Genomic DNA, 25,818 nt, shown 5'->3' on the forward strand with positions numbered 1-25,818 from the left:
ATGATTATTCAAGGCTTATACTTTAAATTCTATTGTTGTAATGGACCACCACTAACAATAATAAATTCTGATCTTCTATTTAGTTGGTGTTCTTCATCTGTACAATTAGAACCACAATTTACTTTTAATTCATTTTCACCCTTACCCATTCCAGAAATTCTTGATTTATCAATTCCTTTAGATATAACGTATTGAACTGTTGTTTTTGCTCTTCTGTCTGATAGTCTTTCGTTATAAGAAGCTGGTCCTCTACTATCTGTATGTGAAGTAGCATTAATTACTAGATCTGGATATTTAGTCATAATCTGAACTAATTTATCCAATTCAAAAGCTGCTTGTGCTGTTACATTTGACTTATCAAAATCAAAATAAATAGGGTTTAAATTAATTGCTTCTGGCCCTACTATATCTTCAATAGGATTTAAAGCAATATTAACTTCAACCTCTTCTTCTTCGGAAGCTGCTACAGTTATTTTTTGACTTTCATAGCCGTCCATCGTTACTTCTAATTCAGAAGATTTATCACATTCAACAATAAATTCAACAGTACCATCTGAATTGGTCACTTTTGATAACACTTTGTTTCCTTGATCATCATACATTGAAACTGATGCTGCATTAATTGGAGCACCTGTTTTACTATCTGTTACTGTTCCTGTTATTAAAACATCACATAATGGTTGTAATTTTTTAATTGCGTAAATATCATCACTTCCAATTCCACCTTCTCTGTTTGAAGAAACAAATCCTTCCTCAGTTTCTTCATCTAAACTAAACGCAAAATCATCGGCATTACCATTAATTGGTATACCAATGTTACGTATTGGAGCCATTTTACCATCAATTTCTTTCGTATAAAATACATCTAATCCACCAAGTCCTAAATGACCGTTTGAAGAAAAATATAACGTATTGTTACTACTTATATATGGAAACATTTCTTGTCCTTCAGTATTAACCTTTTGTCCCATGTTAACTGGATCTCCAATAGTCCCATCAGAATTGATGACTGCTTTATAAATATCAAACAATCCATAACCTCCTGGCATATCTGACGCAAAGTAGATGGTTTTACCATTAGCACTTATCGTTGGATTTTTTAATGAGTAATTTTTACTATTTATTGAAAAACCTTCGACGTTCTCCCATTTATCACCAGATTTGGTTGCTTTGAAAAGATGTAACAAACTATACTTCGTATTTGAAGTAGAATCTTTTTCAAATTCTTTTTCAAAAAAGCTTTCTCTAGAAAAATACATAGTATTTCCATCTGATGAAAAAGCAACATCACCATCATGGTACTTAGTATTTACTTTACCTTCAACAAGACTTCCTGCTTTATAGGTTCCATCTTCATTTTTAGTCATTTCATAAATATCTAAAAATGGTTGAGCGTTCCAACCGTAAGTTTTTCTAGAGGTATTTCTCGCTGAAGTAATGTACAACTTTCCATTGTTAAGTGTACCACCATAATCTGAATATTGAGAATTTAAACCTAAATTTTGAATATTAAATTTCTTTCCTTTCTCTAAAATTTTAGGTAAATAATCTGGGTTTTTATTGAAAGCCATAGCTCTCTCGTCACTTGGACGCATTTTAGCAAATTTTGCCATTTGAACATTAGATTCTTCATATTTACCATTTGCCTTAAGCATTTGTGAATATTTGAAAATCATTTCTGGACTGTCAGAACTTTCTAATGCTTTTGCATAATATTTTTCTGCAGCTTCAGAGTTATATACATTGTAATAAGACTCTGCTAATTGGCTGTAAACATACGTATCTGCTTTACCGTTTTCTATTAGTTTTTCATAGTCTTCAGCTGCCTCAACAAACTCAAATCTATTAAAGTGTTTATCTGCTTTTTTGGTACTTGCATTTTGTGCAATTAAGCCAAAACTACTTAACGCTGCGATTGTAAAAAGTGTTAATATTTTTTTCATAATGATTAGCTTAATTGTTTAGAAATATCTAGGTGAACGTGAAACTTTTTTAGGGAAATTCAAATCAAATAATAATATGAATTCGTGTGATGCAGGTGCATACTTTTTGATATCTGATGTCACAGCATCATAAGCATACCCTACTCTAATTGATGGTGTAATAGCAAAGTTTATTAATCCTGAGAAAGAATCGTCTAATCGGTAAGAACCACCTATTTCAAGTTTCTTAAAAAAACGTGCATTTACGTTAACATCAAAGGATGTTGGTGCGCCAAAAGAAGACTTAACCATAAATGAAGGTTTAAGTTCTGTATTTGCAGATAAATCAAATACATATCCACCAGTGAAAAAGTAATGGGCTTCTTCTGAACCAATTTTATTTCCGTTAGCATCTAAATGAACAGAACTTAGAATATTAGGAACAGAACCTGCTACATAATATTTATCTGTATAATAAAAGAATCCTGCTCCAATATTAGGTGTTGTTGTATTTATATTTTGAAAAAATGGATCGTTAGGATCTATTAAATCTATACCTGCTAAACCAATGTCATGAAATGTAGCTCCTGCTTTTATACCAAAAGCCAAGTTGTGTTCGCCACCTAATTTTAATGTATATGAAAAATCTGCATACACATTAGTTTCTTTTACTGGTCCTACCTCATCAGAGATTACAGATAAACCTAGCCCTACTTTTTCTCCTATAGGAGCATGTCCAAAAAATGTAGCTGTTTTTGGAGCGCCATCAATACCTGCCCATTGTGTACGGTACAATAATCCAAATGACAAATTCTCTTTAGAACCTGCGTATGCTGGATTGATGACATTCATATTATACATGTACTGAGTATATTGTGGATCCTGTTGTCCATACACCTGTGTTGCAATGAGCAATACAATAATGATATAAAATTTTTTCATTTGTTAGTTATTTGATTTTAGTTGTTTGGATGAATTAAAGAATTCTTATAATGATTATTAATTGGTTACTATTTTAAACGTTGTATGTAAACCCATGCAGTTCGTTGTTTACCATTTTCATATTCCATGGTATAGAAATACGTTCCTACTGGTAATTCATCACCATCATTGGTTTGACCATACCACTCATCTGTATAGTTTGACTTAGAATAAACTAATGTTCCGTTTCGGTTAAATATTTCGAGTTTGCTTACATCATAACTGCTTAAATCAAAAGTATCATTCATACCATCTCCATTTGGAGAAATACCTTGTGGAATAATGCAAGTATCTAATTCTATGATATTTTGAGCTGTAATGCTAGAACATTGTGTACCATCGTTAAATGTCACCTCAATTTCATATAAACCAGCTTCAATCACTGGGAGTGTTAAGCTATTCTCTCCAGCAATAACACCACCGTCTTGATACCAAACAATAGTAACTTCATTCTCAGAATAGTTATTTGCTGTAGCAGTTACCAAAATAGGCACTGTTGCATTAGGACATACTTCATAATCAAAGTCTGTCATAAAAGTTGTGCTAGGTAAAGGTTTAACGATTAAATCGATAGGCACTACTGTGTAACAATCAAAAGCGATATTACTTTCTACACGAACCCAAATTGTTTGTGTAGTACTTGAATATAATAATGCTATTGCACTTGTTGCAGTTTCTGCATTTGCTTCCGAAGCATAATAAGATACTGTATAATCTGTAGTACTTTGACCATTTAATATGTTGACACTATGTGCTGCTAAATCAAAGTCTGCAATACCATCTGTATCATCATCACAAACTTCTATTGGTATACTTGTAGCAGTTGGTGTTGGACCAGATATAATTAAATCAAAACTCGTTGTTGCAAAACAAAATAGTGCATTAGCGTCTTCAATCCTAACAAAAATTGTTTGTGGGTTTGAAATGTTAGTATAAGGAGACGTTAATGCTCCTGTATTTGCTTGCGCTTCTGCTAAAGTTAAGTGATAAGTCACATTAAAATCTGTTGCTGCTTGAGTTCCTAAAATTCCAATAGTTTGTATCTCTAAATCAAAATCTTCTACCTCATCTGCAGAGCTATCGTCACAAGTGATAATATCATCAACAGCATTCGCTACAGCTTCTTCTCCAAAAGTTATAGTAACAGAATCTTGTGCTTGTGTGTCACATTGTTCGTCATAAACAATAACAGTATATGTACATGTTTCAGTAACGATTAAAGAAGAAGAAGTTTCTCCATCAATGATAAATCCATTACAATACCATTCCCAAGTATCTGCAAAAGGCGAATCTGCGATTATCTCATAAGAATCAAATCCACATAGGTTTTGATCTTCTCCTAGATCTACTTCAATTTCTGCTGTTATATCACCATCAGTAGCTCCTCCATTATTTGTTTGACTAATCGAAATTATCCCTGGATCATCAGAAAAATTAGTAACTAACAATAAATAAATTTCTCCTGTTTGAGCATTATCAATTGTTAAGTTTTCTACTGAAACAAATGAATAACTACAGTCTACGATATTTCCGAAGGGATAAAAATTTGGATCTCCTGTATTATTAGGACAATCACCTGGAGTTGGACAACCAAAATCCAGGCCATCACATGCATCTTCTAAATCTGGAAAAGGTCCCCAAAGCACAAAATCAACATCTAAACCATTTCCATTATCATCTACTTGCGAGATTTCTATTTCAATTAATCCAGGGTCTCCAATTTGAATAATATTCCAAGTAGGGTTTGGCGCAGAACCTAAACAAGCGATATCTGTAGGGTCTGGAATACCTATAATATTAGATGTTGTTAATGCTCCTCCTGGTTCTGCACAGAAGTTTTCTGCATTTTCACAAATAATATTTGTAGGTGCTTCTTTTATACATAAATCAAATGTGGTTGTTTCTGCATCATTTCCACCTGAAAACACTCTAACGTAATAGGTGTTACCTACTACTAATTGAGGTGTAACACTTGCTGTACCGTCTGTACATTCCATTTCTACTAAATTATCACAATCACCTTCATACAAAGCGTGATCTGTATTGAATCCACCACCAGCAATATTCACGAGTGATATTAATTGAACTTCATTTAATGCAGTAAATTGAAACCAAACATCATCATCTGGATTTCCACCACAACTTCCATTAGGCACACCTGAATCTGTTGCTTCAATTAAAGATCCTGCAGTAACCATATCACAAGATTGATCAGCATTTACCACTGCAATTGTAGCATTACAAGGGTTATCGTTTTCTGGAGGACATGCTAATAGTTGAATTGGATTACTATTAATAACACAATTTACATCTTGATTGTTACTCACCGTCACAACAACATCTACTAAAAATGGAAATGGTCCAATTTGATAGGTTCCAATTGTAGAAACTACCTCTGTAGTACCATCAATATTATTAGATATTGTTAATGATGTAGCATCTCCTAAACTTGTAATATTGACATCTACCAAAAATTGATCTCCATTTACACAATCGTCAATCACTTGATAAGTCGCTGTTGGATTCACACAAGTGGCACAAGCTACTGTAAAATCTATACCATCTGAAAAACTACCAGACTCACAACTTACTGATCCATCTGATTGTATTTGTATAGTAATTGTATCTGTTATAGATTGAACAAATATACCATCTAATACTCCATTATTACCTTCTCCATTATAAAGTTCAGTACCATTACCATCTACAATTACTAAGAAATCAAAAGGTGCTCCTTCAATTTCTCCTGTATTGATAGTAAGATTTAAAAGCGAACCATCTGTACTTGTATAAGTAAATATTTCAGAATCATTGTTTCCGTAGCAAATAAAACCATTGGTAGGGCCAACTGAACAATCTACTGCGTTTAAAGTACAAAACTCTTGATCAAGTGATGAACTGGTTATTGTACAATTAGCATCATCATCATTAGCTACTGTAATTACAACTGGTGTATTATTAGGAAATGGTCCAAAAGTCACAATCCCTAAAGCACTAACTGTTTGAGAAGGACTCCCTTGATCATCAGTAATTGTCACTGATGTTGCAGAACCTAAATTTATTAAGTCAACATCTACAAAGAACTCTGGTCCAACTAAACAATTTGAAACTACAGTATAATTAGCTTCTGGTTGCGTACAAGTCGCACATGCTACAGTAAAATCCCAAGGTGTAGTACAACATCCACTTCCTGATGCACAACTAACTGATCCGTCAGAATCAATCTCCATAAACAAAGTATCTCCAGTAGAGTTAAATTCTAAGCCTGAAAGATCTCCTCCGTTATTTCCTTGATATATTAATGGCGCAGTATTATCTGCTCCATCATAGACTAATATATCATCACAACAACTTTCAATTCCACCTGCATTAAAAGTCAATCTAATTGGACTTCCATCTGTAGAAACAAATGTCCAAGTATTCGTATCATTATTATCATAGCAATAGTTTATTTGTGTTGGAGCTTGCGTACAATCAATAGCATAATTTGACTGAATAGTCGTTGTAAAATTCGAAGGTCCAGACCAAATGCTAAATGTTCCGCCTCCACAATCTGCTCTTACCCATACTTCATATTCTGATTCAAAATCTAAACCGGTTATAGTTGCAGAAGATGTAGCTACTGTCGTTCCAGGTCCTGTAGGCTCTCCTGTTCCAACTGGAACTACCACATATTCCCATGAGGTTTCTCCATTATTAGCAGTCCAACTAATATCTGCAGAAGTTCCTGTGATATTAGCTACTGTTATTCCGCTAGGAGGAATACAAAAGCTTCCACAAGATTCTACTCTTATAAAATCTATTGCAATGTCACCTTCAAAACCAGTTCCAGCTCCACCATAATTAAACTCCAAATAAATAACTTGTCCTAAATAGGCATCTAAATTGATACCAACAGGCACCCAAGCTTCAGTATCAGAAGTTTGATAATCTCCAACCCATGTAAATAGACTTGTAAATGGACCTGATGCATCATTTGCTATACCCACATTTAATGTTCCAATGTTGTCTCCAAAAGCATGAAAAAAGAATGATAATTCAGCACCATCAATAGCGTCTGTTAAATCAATAGCAGGACTAATAGCAGATGCAATATCTGTTGCACTACCTCCCGCTTCATATTCTAAATGTGATCCGGTACCACCATCATAAGCATTTGCAGGACCTGATCCAAATGAATTGGCTCCTGCTGCGGTAATATCCCAATTCCCATCAGAACCATCAAAACCTGTACCAGTCCAGCCTGCTGGAGGATCTTGGTCAAAATTTTCAGTAAAAATATAAGATGAAGTTCCTGTAGCACATGTTACTCCAACTGGAGTTGGAGGTGGCACATTTAAAGTCGTAAAATTAAATGGTCCAACCCAATTGCTAAAACCATCTACACCACAGTCACTTCTTATATAGACTTCATATGCTGTACTTGGTGTTAATGTTGTTGCATTATAAGGGTTATTATTCATTGTAGAAACACCAGATCCTGTTGGTAATCCTGTTCCTGCTGTTTGTATTGCTATCTCCCATGTTGTTTCTGCTCCACCAGGATTCCAACTTATATCTCCAGAATTTTCTGTTACTTCAGCAATAGTTATTCCTGAAGGTTCTGCACAAAGTACATCAAAGATTGTAACGGTATCAAAAGCGACACCTTCATCTTGAACAGATCCATCAGATCCAAATGCAACTCTTAATATCACATTAGATTCTCCACCTAAACCAATTAAAGCATGTCTTGCAATTAACCAACCACCTGAACCACTAGCTGCACGTCCTGTCCAACCTTCTTGTTGCCCACCTGGGTTCCCTGCAATAGTACCATCATTATACCAATTGTTTGGATCTCCATTAGCACCTACATTTTGCCAGGTTGTTCCTCCATCAATTGAGGACTGCAAAACCATACCGTCCCAACTAAATTCAGAATTCCACCAAACGCTCATTTCTATTGAAGGTGCATTTAGTGATGACAGATCAAAAACTGGACTTGTCACAACACCATTTTCATTAGCGACGTAATCTCCTGTTAGATTTGTAACCCAGGCATTTACGCCAGAATCCGCACTATTTATAACAGCTGCTGCTGGTGTTCCTAGTGCCCAACTACCAGGATTAGCTGTATCAACAATCCATCCACCATCGCCAGACTCAAAATCTTCTGTATAAGGATAGGTTGTTATTTGCGCATCAGCACACCAAATGGTCAAAATAAGAATAAGGGGTAGAGAGAGTAATACTTTTTTCATATCAACAATGCTATTCATCAATTTAAATAATTGATAGTTAATGTTTTAAAAACGAATATAGAGGCAGAACATGTAATATATAATAAACAAGTCTTGTAGGCAAGACTCATATAAGAAACCGAAGATAAAAAAAATGACTGTTAAGAGACTGTTAACATTGTTATAATAGATAAAAGGTAATTATTATCGACAAAAAGAAAAAAGTCTTTAGATACTTATGATTTTGTAATATTTAATTGGACATAAACTGGAAAGTGATCGCTATAACCACCTTTATATTTTTTACCAACATAAGTTCTAAATGGTTGGCCTTTAAATTTACCTTTATATTGGGTCAAAAACTTCTCATCGAAGATGTTAGCTTCATCAAATTTGATTTTATTTTTTTCTGTTTCAAAAAAATTGGTTGAAAATAATATTTGGTCAAACAAATTCCATTTAAAATTATGATTTACACTACCTCTACTATAAGACAGTAAGGTCTCCATAGGGTTGTATAACTCTGCTTTTTCAGATAGAAATTTGATGCTTTCGTCGCTAGGATTATCATTAAAATCACCCATGACTAATATTTTAGGATTTGAATAGTTTTCTTTTATATTATCAATAATTTCTACGACTTTCTCAGCTGCTTTTACACGTTTTGGATTTGATTCTAATACTCCTTCTCGTCTTGATGGCCAATGGTTGATTATGAGATGTAATCTTTCAGAATTAAACATACCAGATACGAGCAAAATATCTCTTGTATAATCTTGCTCTCCAATATGATCTTCTAAATAAACCGTGTATGTTTTAGAGTCTTCTACTGTAAAAACAGTTTTATCATAAATTAATGCAACATCAATACCTCGTTCATCTTTGGAATCATAATGAACTAAGTCATAATCGTAAGGCTCTAAATCTTTACTTTGTATTAAATCTTGAATAACATTTTTATTCTCTATTTCTGCTAAACCAACGATTGCAGGTGGTCTTTGAGTGTCTTCAAAACCAATCTTAGAAATAACTTGACCTAGCTTAAATATTTTTTGTTCATATCTCTTTTTTGTCCATCGTTTTTGGGAACCTGGTAAAAAATCGTTATCATGTATTGTTGCATCACTATGTATATCGAATAAATTTTCGAGATTATAGAATGCAATTGTATGTGTAGATGTTTTTATTTCTTGGGAATTCACAACACAAATTTAAGTTTTAAAATGCAATACACGAGCATCCAATTATGTAACTTTGTTTTTTACTAAAATTTATGATTGAAAAAAAAGATATATCACTTGAGAAAACAGTACTCATTGGTGTCGTTACCAGAGAACAAAATGAAGAGCAATCTGATGAATACTTAGATGAGTTAGAGTTTTTGACTTACACTGCTGGAGGACAAGTTCTCAAGCGATTTACTCAAAAAATGGATATGCCAAACCCTAAAACTTTTATAGGTAGTGGTAAAATGAATGAGGTACAAGAGTATATTGAAAATAATAATATTGGAACTGCTATTTTTGATGATGAACTTTCATCTGCTCAAGAGCGTAACATTAGCAAGATTTTAGGATGTAAGGTTCTAGATAGAACAAATCTAATCCTCGATATTTTTGCTCAACGAGCTACAACTAGTTATGCACGTACTCAGGTAGAATTAGCACAATGCGAATACTTATTGCCTCGTTTAAAAGGAATGTGGACTCACCTTGAAAGACAAAAAGGTGGAATTGGAATGCGTGGTCCTGGTGAAACAGAAATAGAAACAGATAGACGTATTGTACGTGACAAAATAGCTTTATTAAAAGCAAAGATTAAAACTATTGACAAACAAATGGCTGTGCAACGCGGTAATCGTGGCAAAATGGTTAGAGTTGCTTTAGTTGGTTATACTAATGTTGGTAAATCAACCTTAATGAATGTCATTAGTAAAAGTGATGTCTTTGCAGAAAACAAATTATTTGCAACATTAGACACGACGGTTAGAAAAGTTGTGATTCAAAATCTTCCATTTTTGTTAACTGATACGGTTGGTTTTATTCGAAAATTGCCGACACAACTAGTCGAGTCTTTTAAAAGCACATTAGATGAAGTTAGAGAAGCAGACTTATTACTACATATCGTAGATATTTCTCATCCAAATTTTGAAGAGCATATTGAATCTGTAAATAAAATTTTAGGTGAAATTGATAGTTCAAATAAACCTACTATAATGGTGTTTAATAAAATTGATGCTTATCAAGCTGAACCTTTTGATGACGATGATTTGGTTACTGAGAGAACGTCATTACACTATTCTCTTGAGGAGTGGAAAAAAACGTGGATGAATCGCGTTGGGAATAATGCATTGTTCATTTCGGCATTGAACAAAAAGAATATCGATGTCTTTAAAAAACGAGTTTATGATGAAGTAAGAGAAATACACGTCACGCGATTTCCTTATAATAGTTTCTTATATCCAGATTATTCAGAAGAAGAAGAAGAAGAGTAATTTCCAAAGAAAAAAAAATTATACTTAAAACTAAAAAAGCACCTCAATGAGGTGCTTTTTTTATTAGTATAATACTAAAACAATTTAGAATTTGTAAGTCAATCCTAATGTATAGTATGTTTGTAAATCATTATCAACATTATCAAATGTAGGTACTGCATCAGTTAAACCTGGATTATCAGCTAATGCGATAGCATATTGGTCAAGTCCATAATTTAATGCTTCTTGCTTATTACTTCTTAATGCAAAATCAAATCCTACACCAATTCCTTTCCATAATGTATAACTGAAAGAGTTTGTCCAAGTTGCGTTAGATAAATCTCCACTCTTGTAACTTTGAAACATAGATAAGTTAGATTTAAATCCAACTTTACCAATTTGACGTGTATAATCTGCCATAATTTTAGCTCCCAAAGAAGATTCAAAAACTGCATCATTTTTTGCAAATACAAAGTTGTAGTTTAATGGATGAATCACCACGATTAAATTTTCAATTGGAGTCCAAGTTACACCAACCCCAATATCTAAATAACCAGGATCATTGAAGTTATCTAAAATTGTAGTTCTGTATTCTAGTAATGTAGAAGCTGCTAATTTTTCGCTTAATTTTCTTCCATATAAAGAAGAAATATTAAATACATCTGTTGTTGGTTCAAATTTATCTGAATCAAAATCTGTATCCTTATTATCTAATTTTACCCAACTCAAATTAGTCGTTAAAGAGTTTCTCCAGAAAAATTTATCCTCAATTAAATTAGCAAATCCATTAACTGAAATTCCTATGTTTCCTGATGAATTATTAGGAACTCCTTGAGAATACCAATTATTAAAGTTGGATAAGCTTCCTCCAATAACACCAAATGCTCCAACTCTCCATCCTGGAAGTGCGTCTATTTGAGCTTGAAGCGCATTAGCTTCTGCTTGAGCAGCATCAGCAATACTTTGTTTTTCAGCTTTTTGAGCATGTAATTCTTCTTTTGTTTGGGAAAAACCAAATGCTATCGATAACATCAATGCAGATGTTAAAAGTAATTTTTTAGTCATAATTTTAATTTTAATAGTTTCAATATAATTAATTAATATGCAAATATAATTCTTTCCCTATTTTAAAACTTAAGAGTTTGATTTATAATTCACTAATTAATTAGACCCTATTTTTTATCTAAGGTCACAAAAATATTTACTTTATTTTCTTTTAAATAAAGGAACCGAAGAACATGCCTCACCATACATAATAGACTTGGCAACTGGTTTTAATTTGCTAGATAGCATAATATAAGCATTTGAAGGAACTGGTTTATGCGTACAACCCTTTATAATGAGAGGCTTATCTTGATAAGGCTCCACATCTAAATTATTAATAATGTCTTGATAAATTGAAGTTTCAAGTGCTTCTAAATCTCCTGTAATAATTTTTTTAGCATAAGGCTGTAATTCTATAGTCATTAACATATAAGCCCAAGCAGGAATAATAGCATCTGTAGAACAACTTAGCGCGATAAATTGGTTTTTATGTTTTGACCAATCATAGTCTTTGACCAATTGCCTAAAGTCTTTTTCTCTTAATACAAAACCTTCATACAACCAATCCTTAATATCAAAAACAACACGCTCTCCTTCTGGATAGTAATCTTCAAGATCAACAACCATTAGTTTACTTAATGCGACTCTATTTATTATCTCTTCCTCCATAACACAAAATTAAGTTATTTTCTATTGATAGCCTTCTGCTTGTAAAGTGAATAATTCTGCATACAAAGAATCATTAGCCATTAATTCTTCATGTGTTCCAATTTCCAAGACTTTACCCTCTTCTAAAACAAGAATACGGTCTGCTTGTCTAACGGTAGAAAACCGGTGAGAAATGATAATACTGGTTTTATTTTCGGTTAACGCTATAAAACGCTGGAACACTTCACTTTCTGCTTTTGCATCTAATGCCGATGTTGGCTCATCAAGAACCATGACTTCCGCATCTTTCATATAGGATCGTGCTAATGCAACTTTTTGCCATTGTCCACCAGATAAATCTTGACCTTTAGCAAAACGTTTTCCTAGTTGTTGGTTGTAACCTTTTTTTAATTCTGAAATGACTTCACTTGCCAAGCTCATTTCCGCAGCATTTTTAATTTTTTCAAGATTATCTATCTGAGCGATATCACCAATAGCGATGTTTTCTTTAGCAGTAAATTCATACTTAAAGAAATCTTGAAAAATAACACCAAAAAACTCCTGATATTCTGCTTTATTAAATCGGTTAATATTAATTCCATCTAATAAGATCTCACCAGAAGTAGGCTCATAAAAACGTAGTAGCAATTTTGTAAGTGTAGTTTTACCTGCTCCATTTTGTCCAACGAATGCTAACTTCTCGCCTGCATTTAAATTAAACGATATGCCTTTTAGAATTTTTATATCAGATCCTGGATAAGAGAATGTAACGTTTTTGAATTCAAATCCATTTTTAATTTTAGATGGCATTGGTTGATCTTCTATATGGTTTGGCTCTATTGAAATATCAATAAATTCAAAATAATCTTTTAGATATAATGCACTTTCAGTAATTCTCGTGAATTTAGAAAAGAAGTCTTGCAAATTTCGGGTAAGCCTATTGAATGAGCCTGATAAAAATGTAAGTTCACCCAATGTTATCATGCCAGTAACAACTCTGTAAATTATAAATACGTAAGCGCCATAATAACTCAAAGTTCCCAGCACATTAAATAAAAAACCTAAAGCAGATCTTTTGATTGCTAGATTCTTATTGAGGTCATAATATTCTTGTGAGAGGTTCTTGAAGCGGTCCACAATAAAATCTGTAAGACCAAAAAGTTTTATCTCCTTTGCTGTTTCATTATTGGCACCAATATATCTAAGGTAATCTAATTCGCGACGCTCTGTTGTCCAGCCTCTGGCTAAAGAATATTGCCTTTGACTAAACCAAATTTCATTTATAAACGATGGAATAATACTAATAACAAGAAGTATAATTAAATAAGGTTCAAAATAAATAAGACCAGCAACTAAAGTAGCTATAGAAATAAGACTCTGTACTTCGCCAAGCGCATTAGACATTAAACCTACACGTCCTGTAGTTTGAGTTCTTGCGCGTTCTAGTTTGTCGTAAAATTCGGAATCCTCTAAAAGACTAATTTCAATCTTATTCGTCTTTTTAATAATATTGACTGAAGAATTTATGGAATAAGCATCTCCCAAAAGTCCATCTGTTAAGGAAATAGCTCTACTTATTAAATCTGAAAGAATAATAAGACCAAACTCAATCCCAACATACAACCAAAGTGTAGATAAATCTGTAACCTCAGTTTTTGCTTGTAAGATTATTTCATCTATGATTATTTTACCAATCCATAAAATGATTACAGGCAAAACAGCAGCTATTAAACGACAAAAAGCAGACCCTAAAAAAAGTGTTTTATTAGTATTCCAGATTTCTTTAAAAAATCTTGGAATATAGACTAAGGCTTTAAAGGACCCTTTGAAGTTAACCTTATTTCCCTCAGTTATAGATTTAGGTTTTTGTCTAGCCATTCAAAATTATAAACTCAGCATCATTAAAGCATTCCTAACTCTAATTTAGCTTCTTCACTCATTAAATCTTGTGTCCATGGTGGATCAAAAGTAATCTCAACTTCTGCAGTTTTCACATCGTTTAAAGATTTTACTTTTTCTTCTACCTCTAAAGGTAATGTCTCTGCCACTGGACAATTTGGAGTCGTTAAAGTCATTAAGATTTTTACCTCATAATCTTCATTAACAAATACGTCATAAATAAGACCTAACTCATAAATATCAACTGGTATTTCTGGGTCAAATATTGTTTTTAAAACGCGTACTATTTTTTCTCCTAAGAGGTTGGTATCTATTTTTGTATCGCTCATTTTGAACTATTTTAATTGTGTTTGATATGCAAGAGCATACATTTTTATTTTTTTTATCATGCTTACCAACCCATTTGCACGTGTTGGTGATAAATGTTCTTTTAATCCAATTTCATCAATAAAATCGGTGTTACCTTCTATGATATCTTTTGGATGCTGATTAGAAAATACTCTAATCAATATGGCAATAATACCTTTTGTAATAATAGCATCACTATCTGCAGTGAATTCAACTTTATCTCCATTCATTTCTGCATGAACCCAAACTTTACTTTGACAACCTGTAATGATATTGTCTTCTGTCTTATATTTTGGGTCTATAAGAGGCAAAGATTTTCCGAGATCAATCATGTATTGATAGCGTTCTTGCCAATCATCAAACATTGAAAATTCGTCTATTAATTCTTCTTGTATTTCTGAAATTGTCATCCTTCTATTTTTGTCTATTTGACCATTATCTTCCGAAGACACAAAGATACGACATCTCTATTGTTTCTCGATCATTGTTTTAATCGATAACATCTTTTCTACGATAGCTTTTATTGATTCTGGCGGATTCCCATGATCAAAAGAAACCGTTTTATAAGAATTCTCTCCATCTGCAATTTCAAGAGTTGCTATAGCTGCACCATCATACTCATGTGCCTTTGAAGGCGCTTCTAATTCTGGTAGTGTCTTTGCATCAAGTTTGCTTATAAGATTCATTAGTGATTCTTTTTCTTCCTTCGGAATTTCATGAGCTATTGCAGATTTTAAATCCCTTTCATTTGAGAATATTATTGTATCTCCCTCTAATACAACAGTTAAAAAGTAACCTCTAGAGACTGCTAGATATGTAATTTTTGAATCGTTTTGCATTTGCTTTTCAGATGATCCTGTCGCTATAGCTTCAGTATTATTTTGGCTCGCTAATTGGGCTTTGTTTTTATCACATTCTTTAGCCGAAATAAGCACAATGAACATACATATAATTAATTTCATAATATTAAATTTTAATGGTTACGATAGTAATATTACAAAAAAGAAGCCAAAGTTTAAGACAACATCATTTTTGCAGTCTTAACACCTTCAACTAAAGCATCAATTTCCTCTTTAGTATTATAAAATGCGAATGACGCTCTAACCGTTCCTGGAATTTTAAAGAAATCCATTATAGGCTGAGCACAATGATGACCTGTTCTTACTGCAATGCCCAATTTATCGAGAATGGTTCCTATATCATAAGGATGAATGCCTTCAACGTTAAAAGAAATCACAGAGGTTTTTTCTTTTGCTGTTCCGTAGATTTTTAAACCTTCAATCTTTAAAAGTTGTTGCGTTGCGTATTCTAAAAGTTCGTGCTCATAACTAGCTATGTTTTCAAAACCTATTGCATTCATATAATCTACCGCAGCTCCAAAAGCAATACCTCCACAAATATTTGGTGTACCTGCTTCAAATTTATGAGGCAATCCAGCATAGGTTGTTTTCTCAAAAGTAACTTGATCTATCATTTCTCCTCCTCCTTGATAAGGTGGTAATTTATTGAGCCATTCTTCTTTTCCGTAAAGCATACCAACACCTGTTGGACCACACATTTTATGAGCTGATGTCACATAGAAATCTACATCTAATTCTTGAACGTCAGATTTTAAATGCGGACAAGATTGCGCACCATCAACAAGAACTGCAGCACCAACTTTATGTGCCATTTCAATCATTTGCTTAATTGGATTGATTGTTCCTAAAGCATTAGAAATATGATTAACAAATACCAATTTTGTTTTTTCTGAAAGCAGCGCTTCATACTCACTCATAATCAATTCCCCATTGTCATTCATTGGGATCACTTTTAGAGTAGCTCCAGTGCGCTCGCACAACATTTGCCAAGGCACAATATTACTGTGATGCTCTAAAGCAGACACCAAAACCTCATCTCCCTTTTTTATTAAAGAAGAAAAACCATTGGCTACCAAGTTGATTCCATGAGTTGTTCCAGAAGTTAATATAATTTCATAACTATGCTTAGCATTGAAATGTTTCTGAATTTTCAATCGTGCTTCTTCATATAAATCTGTCGCCTCTTGACTTAAGGTGTGAACTCCTCTATGAATATTAGCATTGTAATTTGAATAATAATCTACAATCACATCAATCACTTGTTTAGGTGTTTGAGATGTTGCTGCATTATCAAAATATATTAATGGTTTCCCGTTAACCTCTCGGTTTAAGATTGGGAAATCTTCTCTGATTTTGTTGACGTTTATCATAATGACAAAGTTACGAGATGTTTGCCTAAAAAGATATTCTGAAAACGAAAGTTATATATTTTTTAATATTTTATTACAATACATTTAAATAAAATGTATATTTACAAAATGTATAGCAAAGAACTCACAAAAGGAACATTACAACCCATCATTTTAAAACTCATAGATAGTAGAGATAAAATGTATGGATACGAAATAACGCAAGAAGTAAAAAAAATGACCTCTGGGAAAATAGATATTTCTGAAGGTGCTTTATATCCTATTCTTCACAAATTAGAAGCCAAAGGTGTTTTGGAGACTGAAAAAGTATATATAGGAAAACGAGTAAGGAAGTATTATAAAGTTACTAAAGATGGTAAACTGATGGTTACGGAGGTCACTAAAGAAATTAATGATTTCATGGACACCTTACATATAATTTTTAATTCTAAAACTTTAAAATCATGATACTAACTGATCAACATATTGAATTTATAGAAAACAATTTAAAGCTATATGGTGTTAAATCTACTGATTTAAGAGAAGATTTGTTAGATCATATTTGTACATATATAGAAACAAATGAGTCTCAAGATTTTGATAGCTTATATCAGGAAGCGCTTCAAAAATTTGGAGGCTATAGTAGTTTTCAAAATCTTCAGTTAGAAACTAATATGCAGAAATTTGCACAACATACTATTCGATTAAAACGTGTACTTCATTTGGTATCAACAATTGCTGTTCTATTAATTATGACAGGATTACTTTTTAAAGTGATGCATTGGCCTTATGCTACAATACTTTTGTTTTCAGGATGTGTAGTTTTCATTTTAGTGGTGATTCCAACATATTTCTATGATCGCTACAAATCATCAATACGCAAATTCTCATAACTAACTCTTTAGAATAAAAATATTAAATGAAAAAAATACATTTATTATACTTTCTATGTTTATTTCATTTTACTGTGAACGGACAGAGTGTAAGTGATATTATTATTGGAAAAATTGACAGCTTAAATTCAAAAATATTAAAAGAACAAAGAGAATTATGGATTCATCTTCCGAAAGAGTATTCTGAAGGAGCAATTGAAAAGAAAAATTACCCAGTTGTTTATCTTTTAGATGGAGATTCTCATTTTAACTCAGTAGTTGGGATGACTCAACATTTAAGTGGTTTAGGAGGAGGTTCAGTTTTTCCAAAAATGATTGTGGTTGGAATTATTAATACAAATAGAACGAGAGATTTGACACCAACAAAAGGAAAACTCGGTTATTACACTGACAGCAGTATGGTTGCTAATTCAGGAGGAGGCGAAAAGTTTATGCTATTTATTGAAAACGAGTTAATTCCATATATGGATTCTAATTACCCTACAGATTCATATCGCACCTTTATTGGTCACTCATTCGGAGGCCTTATGGTTATGAATACATTAATAGAAAAACCCAATTTATTTAATTCCTATATTTCAATTGACCCATCGATGTGGTGGGACAACAATAAATTACTAAATAAAATTAAGGACACCTCTTTAGATGGAAAGTATAGTGACAAAAATCTATTTATAGGGATTGCAAATACTATGAGTGAAGGCTTAAATATCCTAAGTGTAAAAAAAGACACAACTCCTGGAACAAACCATATACGTTCCATTCTAGAACTTAATGATTACTTCACTAATGACAATAAAAAAAATATATCCTTTAAAGGAAGATTTTATAAAGACGACCACCATGGTTCCGTTCCGCTTATTGCTACATACGATGCACTGCGGTTTATTTTCGACTTCTTTAAATTCGATCTTGATTTTACACGCCCGGAAAGTGTTACCTTAGAGAAGGTTGAAAATCATTACAAGCGATTATCAAAAGAATTTGGAAGAGAGATAAAACCAGAAGAAGAATTATTAAATATGCTAGGTTATTGGGCGTTGAGTAAGAGCCAATTTAAAAATTCAGAACAATTTTTTAGTCTTAATGCGATACATTATCCTGAAAGTTTTAACGTTTATGATTCACTAGGAGACTTTTATTTAGAAATAGAAAACAAAGAAAAGGCTATTGATAATTATAATAAATCAGTCTCCTTAAATATAGAGTCTCCTTCTAAAGATAAATTAAAAAAATTGGAAATGAAATAGTAACTATTAATAAATCAAGGCTCACCTCTGTATGCAAGCGGGTTTGCTTTTTGCAATACTAGTTTCGACTTTAGTAATACCACCTATTCAATTTTATGGGAAATACAAACAATCAATTAATAAGTTTTCTTAAATAACTAACTATGAAAAAATCAATTTACATATTAGGGTTCTTAACCTGTTTTATACTCGGTATTGGAGCAATGTTTGAATTCTTAACATGGCCTTACAGAGGAATTATAGTGTTTATAGGTTTCCTGTTTTTAAACTTCGGGTTAATACCAACTTATTTTTACCAAAAGTATAAGCAATGTTAAAGTTAAAAACCTTCGGCTTAATAATACTTTCATTTTGCTTTACTAATCTTAATGCTCAAAACCAACTAGAGTATACAATTGATAGTATTTTAAAAACATATGACACTAATCATCAACCAGGATTAGCTATAAGCGTCATTAATAAAAATGAAGTTTTATATTCTAAAGGTTTTGGAATTGCTAATTTAGATTATGCTATAAAAAATACAGATTCTACAATTTTTAGCTTAGCATCTATTAGTAAACAATTTACAGCTGCAGCAATATGGGCTTTAATTGAGGAAGGCAAGCTAAGTTTGGATGACAACTTACATCAATTTTTTCCGGATTTTCCAGAATATGGTAAATCTATAAAAATAAAACATTTATTAAATCACACGAGTGGGATTCGTAATTATCACACCCTAATGTATTTATCTGGATTTGATTATGATCGAGATTATTATGACAATCAAACGGTTTTAAGTCTTGCCAATAGACAAAAAAACTTAAACCATATTTCTGGAGAAAAAGTCAGTTATTCAAATACCAATTACAACATTTTAGCATTGATTATTGAACAATTATCAGGTCAGAATCTAAATGATTATCTAAAATCTAAAATTCTACTTCCATTAGGAATGACAAATACATTTGTTAGAGTTTCTCATGGAAAAGTTATTAAAAACAGAGCTATTGGTTATCAAAATCAAGATGATAATTATATCTACTCTATTTCAAACCAATTGAGTTATGGTGCAGGAAGTATGGGAAGTAATGCTAAGAATATGATTATTTGGATACATATGCTAAATGAGAATATTCCTGAATTTAAAGACCTTGCAACATTTCTTAAAACTACTGAAATTCTAACGACTGGAAAAAAAGCATCATATGCAAGAGGATTAATGGTTGATGATTATAAAGGTCATACAACTTACAGCCATAGCGGTTTTGGTTTTGGAGGACAAACGCAATTAATTACTGTTCCAGAAGAGGGTATTGGAATCATTATTCTAACTAATTTACAATCTATAAACCCAACTCCAATTTCTTATAGAATCCTAGATCTATTAATCAACTCTAAAGAACTAGAAAATACAATTAGTGATCGAGCAATTGATTTCAAATCACAAAACCTTGATCAATTTACTGGAGATTATAAAGAAGTTAACAGTGATATGACAATGCAAATTTCCGAAGAAAACGATACTCTAAAAGCCCAAGGCTCTATGGGAAATAATAAAATATCGTTACAACAAAACGACACAAATAAATTTGTTAGACGTAATGCTCAAAACGTGAAATACAATTTTGAAAAAACACCTCAATATGATATGGAGATATCATTTGGAGGCACTCCTTTTTACTTTAAGCGTGCTAAACTAGTTACATCAAATCCTGAAAATTTAATACAATTTAGTGGTAAATATTATTCTGAAGAACTAGACACGACCTATCATTTATTTATAGAAAATTATACTCTAAAATTGTCGTATACCAATAATGAAAACATCAAATTATATCCAGTCCAATTGAATGAATTTGGAAATAAAGATAGAACGCTTTATCATTTCACAACTGGAACTGATGGAACTATAAAAGGTATGTTATTATCCTGCGACGGACAAGTAAGCAACATTGAATTTACTAAAGATCAAACCCAATATTAACACCCAATTTATTAGCAATAATCTTAGTGATACGTTGCTTAATTTCAGGGATTTTCACTGAATCTAATACATTATTACTAAAAGCAAACATTAATAAAGCTTTAGCTTCTTTTTCTGGAATTCCTCGAGAACGCATATAAAACATAGCGCTTTCATCTAATTGTCCAATCGTACAACCGTGAGAACATTTTACATCATCTGCGAAAATCTCTAACTGAGGCTTGCTATTAATTGATGCTTTATCACTTAATAAAATATTATTATTAGATTGAAAAGCATTTGTTTTTTGAGCTTCTTTATTTACAAGAACTTTTCCATTGAAAACACCTGTAGATTGATCTGCGAAAATACCTTTGTAATCCTGATGACTTTCACAGTTTGGTTCTATATGATGAACCAACGTGTTGTGATCTACATGTTGTTTATTTCCAATAATAGTAACTCCATTTAAAGTGGAGTCCATACGCTCACCATTTTGATAGAAATTAAGATTATTACGTGTTAATTTTCCTCCAAAAGTAAAGGTATGCATTGAGACATGACTCTCACGTTTTTGATTTACAGATGTGCTATCAATTAGTGATGCACTTTCTTTATCATTTTGAATTTTATAATAGTCAACAATTGCTCTTTTATTAGCAAAAATCTCTGTAACACTGTTAGTCAAAACAGGATTGTCAGTCAAACTTTGATGACGTTCAATAATTTGAACATGAGAATTTTCGTCTACCACAATTAAATTACGTGGTTGTAGCATTAAAGCTGATTCATTCCCAGTAGAAAAGTGTACAATTTGAATTGGTTTCGCTACTAATTTATTCTTCGGAATATGGATATAAGCACCTTCTTTAGAAAATGCAGTATTTAATGAAGACAAACCATCTTTAGTCGCTACTTTATTGAAATAGTTTTCAATAATGAGTTGATACTTTGGTTTTGATAATGCAGATGACATTAAGCATACATCAATACCATCATGAGTGGTTTGTGATAAATGAGAACAGTATTTACCATCTATAAAAATAATTTTATAACTATCAATATCGTGAATAAAATATTTCTTAACATCACTGTATTCAATAGCCTTTTCTTGCTTAGGAAACACACTATAATCATGTTTCAAAACGCTATTAAGTGATGTATATTTCCATGCTTCATCACGCTTAGAAGGAAATCCTTTATCTTCAAAAATCTTTATCGCTTCATTACGCACATCATGCACAGGAGAATCTACATCTACCGTATTTTCAAATGCCATGAATGACGATACTAATTTATCTTTTAATTCCATTTTTTCCGTTTTAGTATGAGTCCAGGTTTTCAGTAAAAACTTCAAATATATAGACTATACTTTCTTTATTTAGTATTCATCTGAGTAAGCAACTGCAAACTATGAATGAATACTGTAAACTAATTTTTAAGCTCCAACTTCTTCTTTAATCCAGTCGTAACCTTTTTCTTCTAATTCGTGCGCTAATTCTTTAGTACCAGATTTAACAATACGTCCATTATAAAGTACATGCACAAAATCAGGAACAATATGGTCTAATAATCTTTGGTAATGCGTAATAACGATTACAGCATTATCCTTACTTTTTAATTTATTAACACCATTAGCGACAATACGTAAAGCATCAATATCTAAACCAGAATCTGTTTCATCAAGAATTGCTAGTTTAGGTTCAAGCATTGCCATTTGAAAAATCTCATTTCGCTTTTTCTCTCCTCCCGAAAATCCTTCATTTAAAGAACGTGATAAAAATTTTCTATCAATTTCTAAAAGCTCTGCCTTTTCACGAATCATTTTTAGCATATCCTTTGCTGGCATATCTTCAAGACCTTTAGCTTTTCTGGTTTCGTTGATTGCTGTTTTTATAAAGTTAGTCACACTAACTCCAGGAATCTCTACTGGATATTGAAATGATAAAAACACACCTTTATGAGCACGTTCTTCTGCAGCTAATTCTTCAATATCTTGACCATCTAAAAGGATTTGTCCTTTCTCAACCTCATATTCCTCTTTACCAGCAATAACAGAAGCTAATGTACTCTTACCAGAACCATTTGGTCCCATAATAGCATGAACTTCTCCTGCTTTTACTTCTAAATTGATTCCTCTTAAAATCTCTTTACCGTCTACACTAGCGTGCAAATCTTTTATTTCTAACATACTATTTGCTTCCAATTTTTATAACATCGTTTGCCTCAGGATTAGGAGGCGAAACTTTTAAAATTTCTTTAATCTCAATTCTATCTTCCCAACCTTCTTCACTTGGGTCTTTTTTAAACATACGTCCTCTAACGGTTACAGGAACCATATCTGTATCTTCTTTTTTAAATGCTTTTACTTGCTCTTGTAAGTCTTGCATTTCCTCATTGATAACTACACCATACATTTTTGTTGGTGTTTTTAAAACTGCTGCATCAGCATAATAAATAAAATCACCTTGAACAGCAATTAACCCATCACTTTGCTTCATTGTTTTACCATCTTCAGCAACAATTGATTCACTGTCTTGAGTCACCTCAACATCTGTTTTTTTATCTTCTTTACAGCTTAATACTACTGTAAAAATCATAATTAATGCAATTATTTTTTTCATAATACTACTTTTAACCTACAGATCCTTCTAAACTTATTTCTAATAATTTTTGTGCCTCTACAGCAAATTCCATTGGTAATTTATTAAGTACTTCTTTACTAAACCCATTAACAATTAAAGCAATCGCTTTTTCAGTTTCAATACCTCTTTGATTACAATAGAAAATTTGGTCTTCACCAATTTTACTAGTCGTCGCTTCATGCTCAATTTGAGCAGATTTATTTTTAACTTCTATATAAGGAAACGTATGAGCTCCACACTCATTACCCATCAATAAACTATCACATTGTGAGAAATTACGAGCATTATCTGCTCTTGAGCTTATTTGCACTAATCCTCTATATGAGTTCTGCGATTTTCCAGCAGATATTCCTTTAGAAATAATTGTTGATTTTGTGTTTTTTCCAAGGTGAATCATCTTCGTACCTGTATCGGCTTGTTGATAATTATTTGTCACAGCAATAGAGTAAAATTCTCCAACTGAGTTATCACCTTTTAAAATACATGATGGATATTTCCAAGTGACAGCACTTCCTGTTTCTACTTGTGTCCATGAGATTTTTGCATTGGTCTCACACAAACCTCTTTTAGTTACAAAATTGTAAACGCCTCCTTTACCTTCTGCATTTCCTGGATACCAGTTTTGTACTGTAGAGTATTTAATTTCTGCATCGTCTAAAGCAATCAGTTCAACAACAGCTGCATGTAATTGGTTTTCATCACGACTAGGTGCTGTACAACCTTCTAAGTATGATACATAACTACCTTCATCTGCAATTAACAGTGTTCTTTCAAACTGACCAGTTCCTGCTTGATTAATTCTAAAGTATGTTGATAATTCCATTGGGCAACGAACACCTTTTGGGATGTAGCAAAAACTACCATCACTAAAAACTGCACTATTTAAAGCTGCGTAGAAATTATCTTTCTGCGGAACAACTGTCCCTAAATATTTTTTTACTAATTCTGGATGTTCTTTAATCGCTTCAGAAATACTCATAAAAATGATTCCTTTTTCGCCTAAAGTCTTTTTGAAAGTTGTTGCAACAGAAACAGAATCTACAACAATATCCATTGCTACATTATTCATCATCTTCTGTTCATCTACAGAAATACCCAACTTTTTGTACATCGCTAGTAAATCTGGATCTACATCGTCTAATGTTTTATTTGGGTCTATAGCTACAGGTGCAGAATAATACGCTATGGCTTGAAAATCTGGTTTTTTGTAATGTACATTTGCCCATTCTGGCTCAGTCATTTCTTTCCATGCTTTGAAAGCTTCCAATCGCCATTCTGTCATCCATTCTGGCTCTTCTTTCTTTTTTGAAATAGCACGAACGATATCTTCGTTTAATCCAATTGGGAATGTTTCAGATTCAATGTCTGTATAAAAACCATATTCGTATTCTTTGGTTTTTAATTCTTCTCTTAAATCGTCTTCTGTATATTTTGACATAATATGTTTACATTTTTAATTCCTTCCACTCAGGAAGGTTAAGATGTGAATTATAGCGAAAATGATTCTCCGCAACCACAAGTTCTATTAGCATTAGGATTGTTAAACACAAATCCTGCACCATTTAAACCTCCAGAATATTCTAAAGTTGTTCCTATTAAGTATAAAAAGCTCTTCTTATCAACAATGATTTTTACACCATTATCTTCAAAGACTTTATCATCTTCCTTTTGTTCTTTATCAAACTTTAAATCATACGACAACCCTGAGCATCCACCACTTTTTACACCAACGCGTACAAAGTCTGAGATTGCATTAAAGCCATCATCACTCATTAGTTCAATGACTTTCTTTTTTGCTGTTTCCGATACTTTTATCATTTGTTATATAGATATTGTCTAAATAGATTGCGAATATACGACATAAGTCGATTTTTACCATGCATCCTAACATTATATTAGCAAATGATAGTATAAGAAATACTAATGCTTAAAAGTTAATCTAGCATCAATTGGAAAGGAGAAAATAATAATGATTTTTTATACGGAAATGTGCTTGCGAGAATATTGGCTCTGTAAAATAAAAAGCTCTTGTAAAGCGGTTCTTATTTCTTTATTTTCAAAGGGATACATGTGTAAACTATCAAGGTCACTATCGTCTTGTTTAGATTGACATGTTGCACAAGATAGAACATGTGCTTTTTTTGCTTTTTTTGAAGTATACTTCAAATTATGTCCAAAAACTGAACATAGCAATTTGCTAGTAGTTGTTTTCATAGTAGGTCAATAAATTTGGGAGTACTAAATTAATTCAAAATTTTAAAAATTCCGTCTAAATACTATTATTTTCGATGAAATGCATGTTTTAAAATTTCCGAAGCACTTAAAAATACCTTAAA

General features: G+C 32.3%; 23 protein-coding genes. 6 read left to right on the forward strand and 17 right to left on the reverse strand.

Annotated features, from left to right (window positions below; genetic code table 11):
• Positions 1-29: 29 nt before the first annotated feature.
• The 4 genes from IM744_RS13440 to IM744_RS13455 all read right to left on the reverse strand — a co-directional run bounded on the left by IM744_RS13440 (position 30) and on the right by IM744_RS13455 (position 9,327).
• Positions 30-1,943 (reverse strand): OmpA family protein, encoded by a 1,914-nt coding sequence (locus IM744_RS13440; RefSeq protein WP_194508661.1) that lies wholly within the window; start codon positions 1,941-1,943, stop codon positions 30-32.
• Between the two features lie 18 nt (positions 1,944-1,961).
• Positions 1,962-2,864, reverse strand: a complete 903-nt coding sequence (locus IM744_RS13445) for a PorP/SprF family type IX secretion system membrane protein (protein ID WP_194508662.1) — start codon at positions 2,862-2,864, stop codon at positions 1,962-1,964.
• Positions 2,865-2,932: 68 nt separating this feature from the next.
• On the reverse strand, positions 2,933-8,146 hold the full coding sequence (locus IM744_RS13450; protein ID WP_194508663.1) for a T9SS type B sorting domain-containing protein: 5,214 nt from the start codon (positions 8,144-8,146) through the stop codon (positions 2,933-2,935).
• A 215-nt stretch (positions 8,147-8,361) separates the two neighbouring features.
• The gene (locus tag IM744_RS13455) at positions 8,362-9,327 is read right to left on the reverse strand and encodes an endonuclease/exonuclease/phosphatase family protein (RefSeq protein WP_194508664.1); all 966 of its coding nucleotides are present in this window, start codon (positions 9,325-9,327) and stop codon (positions 8,362-8,364) included.
• Positions 9,328-9,398: 71 nt separating this feature from the next.
• Between IM744_RS13455 and hflX the strand changes: the two genes are divergently transcribed.
• Positions 9,399-10,619 carry a GTPase HflX gene (gene hflX, locus IM744_RS13460; protein WP_194508665.1) on the forward strand — a complete coding sequence of 407 codons (1,221 nt, stop codon included), beginning with the start codon at positions 9,399-9,401 and terminating at the stop codon, positions 10,617-10,619.
• A gap of 84 nt (positions 10,620-10,703) precedes the next feature.
• Here hflX and IM744_RS13465 read toward each other — a convergent pair whose 3' ends face one another.
• The 7 genes from IM744_RS13465 to IM744_RS13495 form a co-directional block, all read right to left on the reverse strand.
• A complete protein-coding gene (locus IM744_RS13465; RefSeq protein WP_194508666.1) occupies positions 10,704-11,663 on the reverse strand; it encodes a DUF3078 domain-containing protein in 960 nt (319 codons plus the stop codon).
• 141 nt (positions 11,664-11,804) lie between these two features.
• Entirely contained in the window at positions 11,805-12,311 is a 507-nt protein-coding gene (locus IM744_RS13470; protein ID WP_194508667.1) for a DUF2480 family protein, read from the reverse strand.
• Between the two features lie 21 nt (positions 12,312-12,332).
• Entirely contained in the window at positions 12,333-14,168 is a 1,836-nt protein-coding gene (locus tag IM744_RS13475; RefSeq protein ID WP_194508668.1) for an ABC transporter ATP-binding protein, read from the reverse strand.
• A 23-nt stretch (positions 14,169-14,191) separates the two neighbouring features.
• Complete coding sequence (locus tag IM744_RS13480; RefSeq protein WP_147231411.1) at positions 14,192-14,518, reverse strand: DUF59 domain-containing protein; 327 nt, start codon at positions 14,516-14,518, stop codon at positions 14,192-14,194.
• A 6-nt stretch (positions 14,519-14,524) separates the two neighbouring features.
• The gene (locus IM744_RS13485) at positions 14,525-14,947 is read right to left on the reverse strand and encodes a SufE family protein (protein WP_194508669.1); all 423 of its coding nucleotides are present in this window, start codon (positions 14,945-14,947) and stop codon (positions 14,525-14,527) included.
• Between the two features lie 57 nt (positions 14,948-15,004).
• Complete coding sequence (locus IM744_RS13490) at positions 15,005-15,499, reverse strand: hypothetical protein (RefSeq protein ID WP_194508670.1); 495 nt, start codon at positions 15,497-15,499, stop codon at positions 15,005-15,007.
• A 53-nt stretch (positions 15,500-15,552) separates the two neighbouring features.
• A complete protein-coding gene (locus tag IM744_RS13495) occupies positions 15,553-16,767 on the reverse strand; it encodes an aminotransferase class V-fold PLP-dependent enzyme (protein ID WP_206694498.1) in 1,215 nt (404 codons plus the stop codon).
• A 93-nt stretch (positions 16,768-16,860) separates the two neighbouring features.
• Here IM744_RS13495 and IM744_RS13500 point away from each other — a divergent pair, with 93 nt between their 5' ends.
• The 5 genes from IM744_RS13500 to IM744_RS13520 all read left to right on the forward strand — a co-directional run bounded on the left by IM744_RS13500 (position 16,861) and on the right by IM744_RS13520 (position 20,858).
• Entirely contained in the window at positions 16,861-17,214 is a 354-nt protein-coding gene (locus tag IM744_RS13500; RefSeq protein ID WP_317175395.1) for a PadR family transcriptional regulator, read from the forward strand.
• On the forward strand, positions 17,211-17,639 hold the full coding sequence (locus tag IM744_RS13505) for a hypothetical protein (protein WP_194508804.1): 429 nt from the start codon (positions 17,211-17,213) through the stop codon (positions 17,637-17,639). The genes IM744_RS13500 and IM744_RS13505 overlap by 4 nt, the downstream gene beginning before the upstream one ends.
• Before the next feature lie 26 nt (positions 17,640-17,665).
• On the forward strand, positions 17,666-18,889 hold the full coding sequence (locus tag IM744_RS13510; RefSeq protein WP_194508671.1) for an alpha/beta hydrolase-fold protein: 1,224 nt from the start codon (positions 17,666-17,668) through the stop codon (positions 18,887-18,889).
• Between the two features lie 143 nt (positions 18,890-19,032).
• Positions 19,033-19,206, forward strand: coding sequence for a hypothetical protein (locus IM744_RS13515; protein WP_194508672.1), 174 nt, complete (start codon positions 19,033-19,035; stop codon positions 19,204-19,206).
• On the forward strand, positions 19,200-20,858 hold the full coding sequence (locus IM744_RS13520) for a serine hydrolase domain-containing protein (RefSeq protein ID WP_194508673.1): 1,659 nt from the start codon (positions 19,200-19,202) through the stop codon (positions 20,856-20,858). The genes IM744_RS13515 and IM744_RS13520 overlap by 7 nt, the downstream gene beginning before the upstream one ends.
• Here IM744_RS13520 and sufD read toward each other — a convergent pair.
• The 6 genes from sufD to IM744_RS13550 form a co-directional block, all read right to left on the reverse strand.
• Positions 20,836-22,149 (reverse strand): Fe-S cluster assembly protein SufD, encoded by a 1,314-nt coding sequence (gene sufD, locus IM744_RS13525; RefSeq protein ID WP_194508674.1) that lies wholly within the window; start codon positions 22,147-22,149, stop codon positions 20,836-20,838. The genes IM744_RS13520 and sufD overlap by 23 nt on opposite strands.
• A gap of 126 nt (positions 22,150-22,275) precedes the next feature.
• Complete coding sequence (gene sufC / locus IM744_RS13530) at positions 22,276-23,028, reverse strand: Fe-S cluster assembly ATPase SufC (protein WP_194508675.1); 753 nt, start codon at positions 23,026-23,028, stop codon at positions 22,276-22,278.
• Position 23,029: 1 nt separating this feature from the next.
• Entirely contained in the window at positions 23,030-23,461 is a 432-nt protein-coding gene (locus tag IM744_RS13535; protein WP_194508676.1) for a hypothetical protein, read from the reverse strand.
• A gap of 10 nt (positions 23,462-23,471) precedes the next feature.
• Complete coding sequence (sufB, locus tag IM744_RS13540; protein WP_194508677.1) at positions 23,472-24,920, reverse strand: Fe-S cluster assembly protein SufB; 1,449 nt, start codon at positions 24,918-24,920, stop codon at positions 23,472-23,474.
• A 50-nt stretch (positions 24,921-24,970) separates the two neighbouring features.
• Positions 24,971-25,300: a HesB/IscA family protein gene (locus tag IM744_RS13545; protein ID WP_194508678.1), complete on the reverse strand. Its 330-nt coding sequence runs from the start codon at positions 25,298-25,300 to the stop codon at positions 24,971-24,973.
• Between the two features lie 159 nt (positions 25,301-25,459).
• Positions 25,460-25,696 (reverse strand): hypothetical protein, encoded by a 237-nt coding sequence (locus IM744_RS13550; RefSeq protein ID WP_194508679.1) that lies wholly within the window; start codon positions 25,694-25,696, stop codon positions 25,460-25,462.
• Positions 25,697-25,818: the final 122 nt, after the last annotated feature.

The organism is Psychroserpens luteus, from assembly GCF_015319355.1.
Classification (GTDB): Bacteria; Bacteroidota; Bacteroidia; order Flavobacteriales; family Flavobacteriaceae; genus Psychroserpens; species Psychroserpens luteus.

Excerpts from the sequence above, each read along its gene's own strand:
- IM744_RS13440 (WP_194508661.1), bottom strand. The coding sequence starts at position 1,943 with ATGAAAAAAATATTAACACTTTTTACAATCGCAGCGTTAAGTAGTTTT.
- IM744_RS13445 (WP_194508662.1), bottom strand. The coding sequence starts at position 2,864 with ATGAAAAAATTTTATATCATTATTGTATTGCTCATTGCAACACAGGTG.
- IM744_RS13450 (WP_194508663.1), bottom strand. The coding sequence starts at position 8,146 with ATGAAAAAAGTATTACTCTCTCTACCCCTTATTCTTATTTTGACCATT.
- hflX (WP_194508665.1), top strand. The coding sequence starts at position 9,399 with ATGATTGAAAAAAAAGATATATCACTTGAGAAAACAGTACTCATTGGT.
- IM744_RS13465 (WP_194508666.1), bottom strand. The coding sequence starts at position 11,663 with ATGACTAAAAAATTACTTTTAACATCTGCATTGATGTTATCGATAGCA.
- IM744_RS13470 (WP_194508667.1), bottom strand. The coding sequence starts at position 12,311 with ATGGAGGAAGAGATAATAAATAGAGTCGCATTAAGTAAACTAATGGTT.
- IM744_RS13475 (WP_194508668.1), bottom strand. The coding sequence starts at position 14,168 with ATGGCTAGACAAAAACCTAAATCTATAACTGAGGGAAATAAGGTTAAC.
- IM744_RS13480 (WP_147231411.1), bottom strand. The coding sequence starts at position 14,518 with ATGAGCGATACAAAAATAGATACCAACCTCTTAGGAGAAAAAATAGTA.
- IM744_RS13485 (WP_194508669.1), bottom strand. The coding sequence starts at position 14,947 with ATGACAATTTCAGAAATACAAGAAGAATTAATAGACGAATTTTCAATG.
- IM744_RS13490 (WP_194508670.1), bottom strand. The coding sequence starts at position 15,499 with ATGAAATTAATTATATGTATGTTCATTGTGCTTATTTCGGCTAAAGAA.
- IM744_RS13495 (WP_206694498.1), bottom strand. The coding sequence starts at position 16,767 with ATGATAAACGTCAACAAAATCAGAGAAGATTTCCCAATCTTAAACCGA.
- IM744_RS13500 (WP_317175395.1), top strand. The coding sequence starts at position 16,861 with ATGTATATTTACAAAATGTATAGCAAAGAACTCACAAAAGGAACATTA.
- IM744_RS13505 (WP_194508804.1), top strand. The coding sequence starts at position 17,211 with ATGATACTAACTGATCAACATATTGAATTTATAGAAAACAATTTAAAG.
- IM744_RS13510 (WP_194508671.1), top strand. The coding sequence starts at position 17,666 with ATGAAAAAAATACATTTATTATACTTTCTATGTTTATTTCATTTTACT.
- IM744_RS13515 (WP_194508672.1), top strand. The coding sequence starts at position 19,033 with ATGAAAAAATCAATTTACATATTAGGGTTCTTAACCTGTTTTATACTC.
- IM744_RS13520 (WP_194508673.1), top strand. The coding sequence starts at position 19,200 with ATGTTAAAGTTAAAAACCTTCGGCTTAATAATACTTTCATTTTGCTTT.
- sufD (WP_194508674.1), bottom strand. The coding sequence starts at position 22,149 with ATGGAATTAAAAGATAAATTAGTATCGTCATTCATGGCATTTGAAAAT.
- sufC (WP_194508675.1), bottom strand. The coding sequence starts at position 23,028 with ATGTTAGAAATAAAAGATTTGCACGCTAGTGTAGACGGTAAAGAGATT.
- IM744_RS13535 (WP_194508676.1), bottom strand. The coding sequence starts at position 23,461 with ATGAAAAAAATAATTGCATTAATTATGATTTTTACAGTAGTATTAAGC.
- sufB (WP_194508677.1), bottom strand. The coding sequence starts at position 24,920 with ATGTCAAAATATACAGAAGACGATTTAAGAGAAGAATTAAAAACCAAA.
- IM744_RS13545 (WP_194508678.1), bottom strand. The coding sequence starts at position 25,300 with ATGATAAAAGTATCGGAAACAGCAAAAAAGAAAGTCATTGAACTAATG.
- IM744_RS13550 (WP_194508679.1), bottom strand. The coding sequence starts at position 25,696 with ATGAAAACAACTACTAGCAAATTGCTATGTTCAGTTTTTGGACATAAT.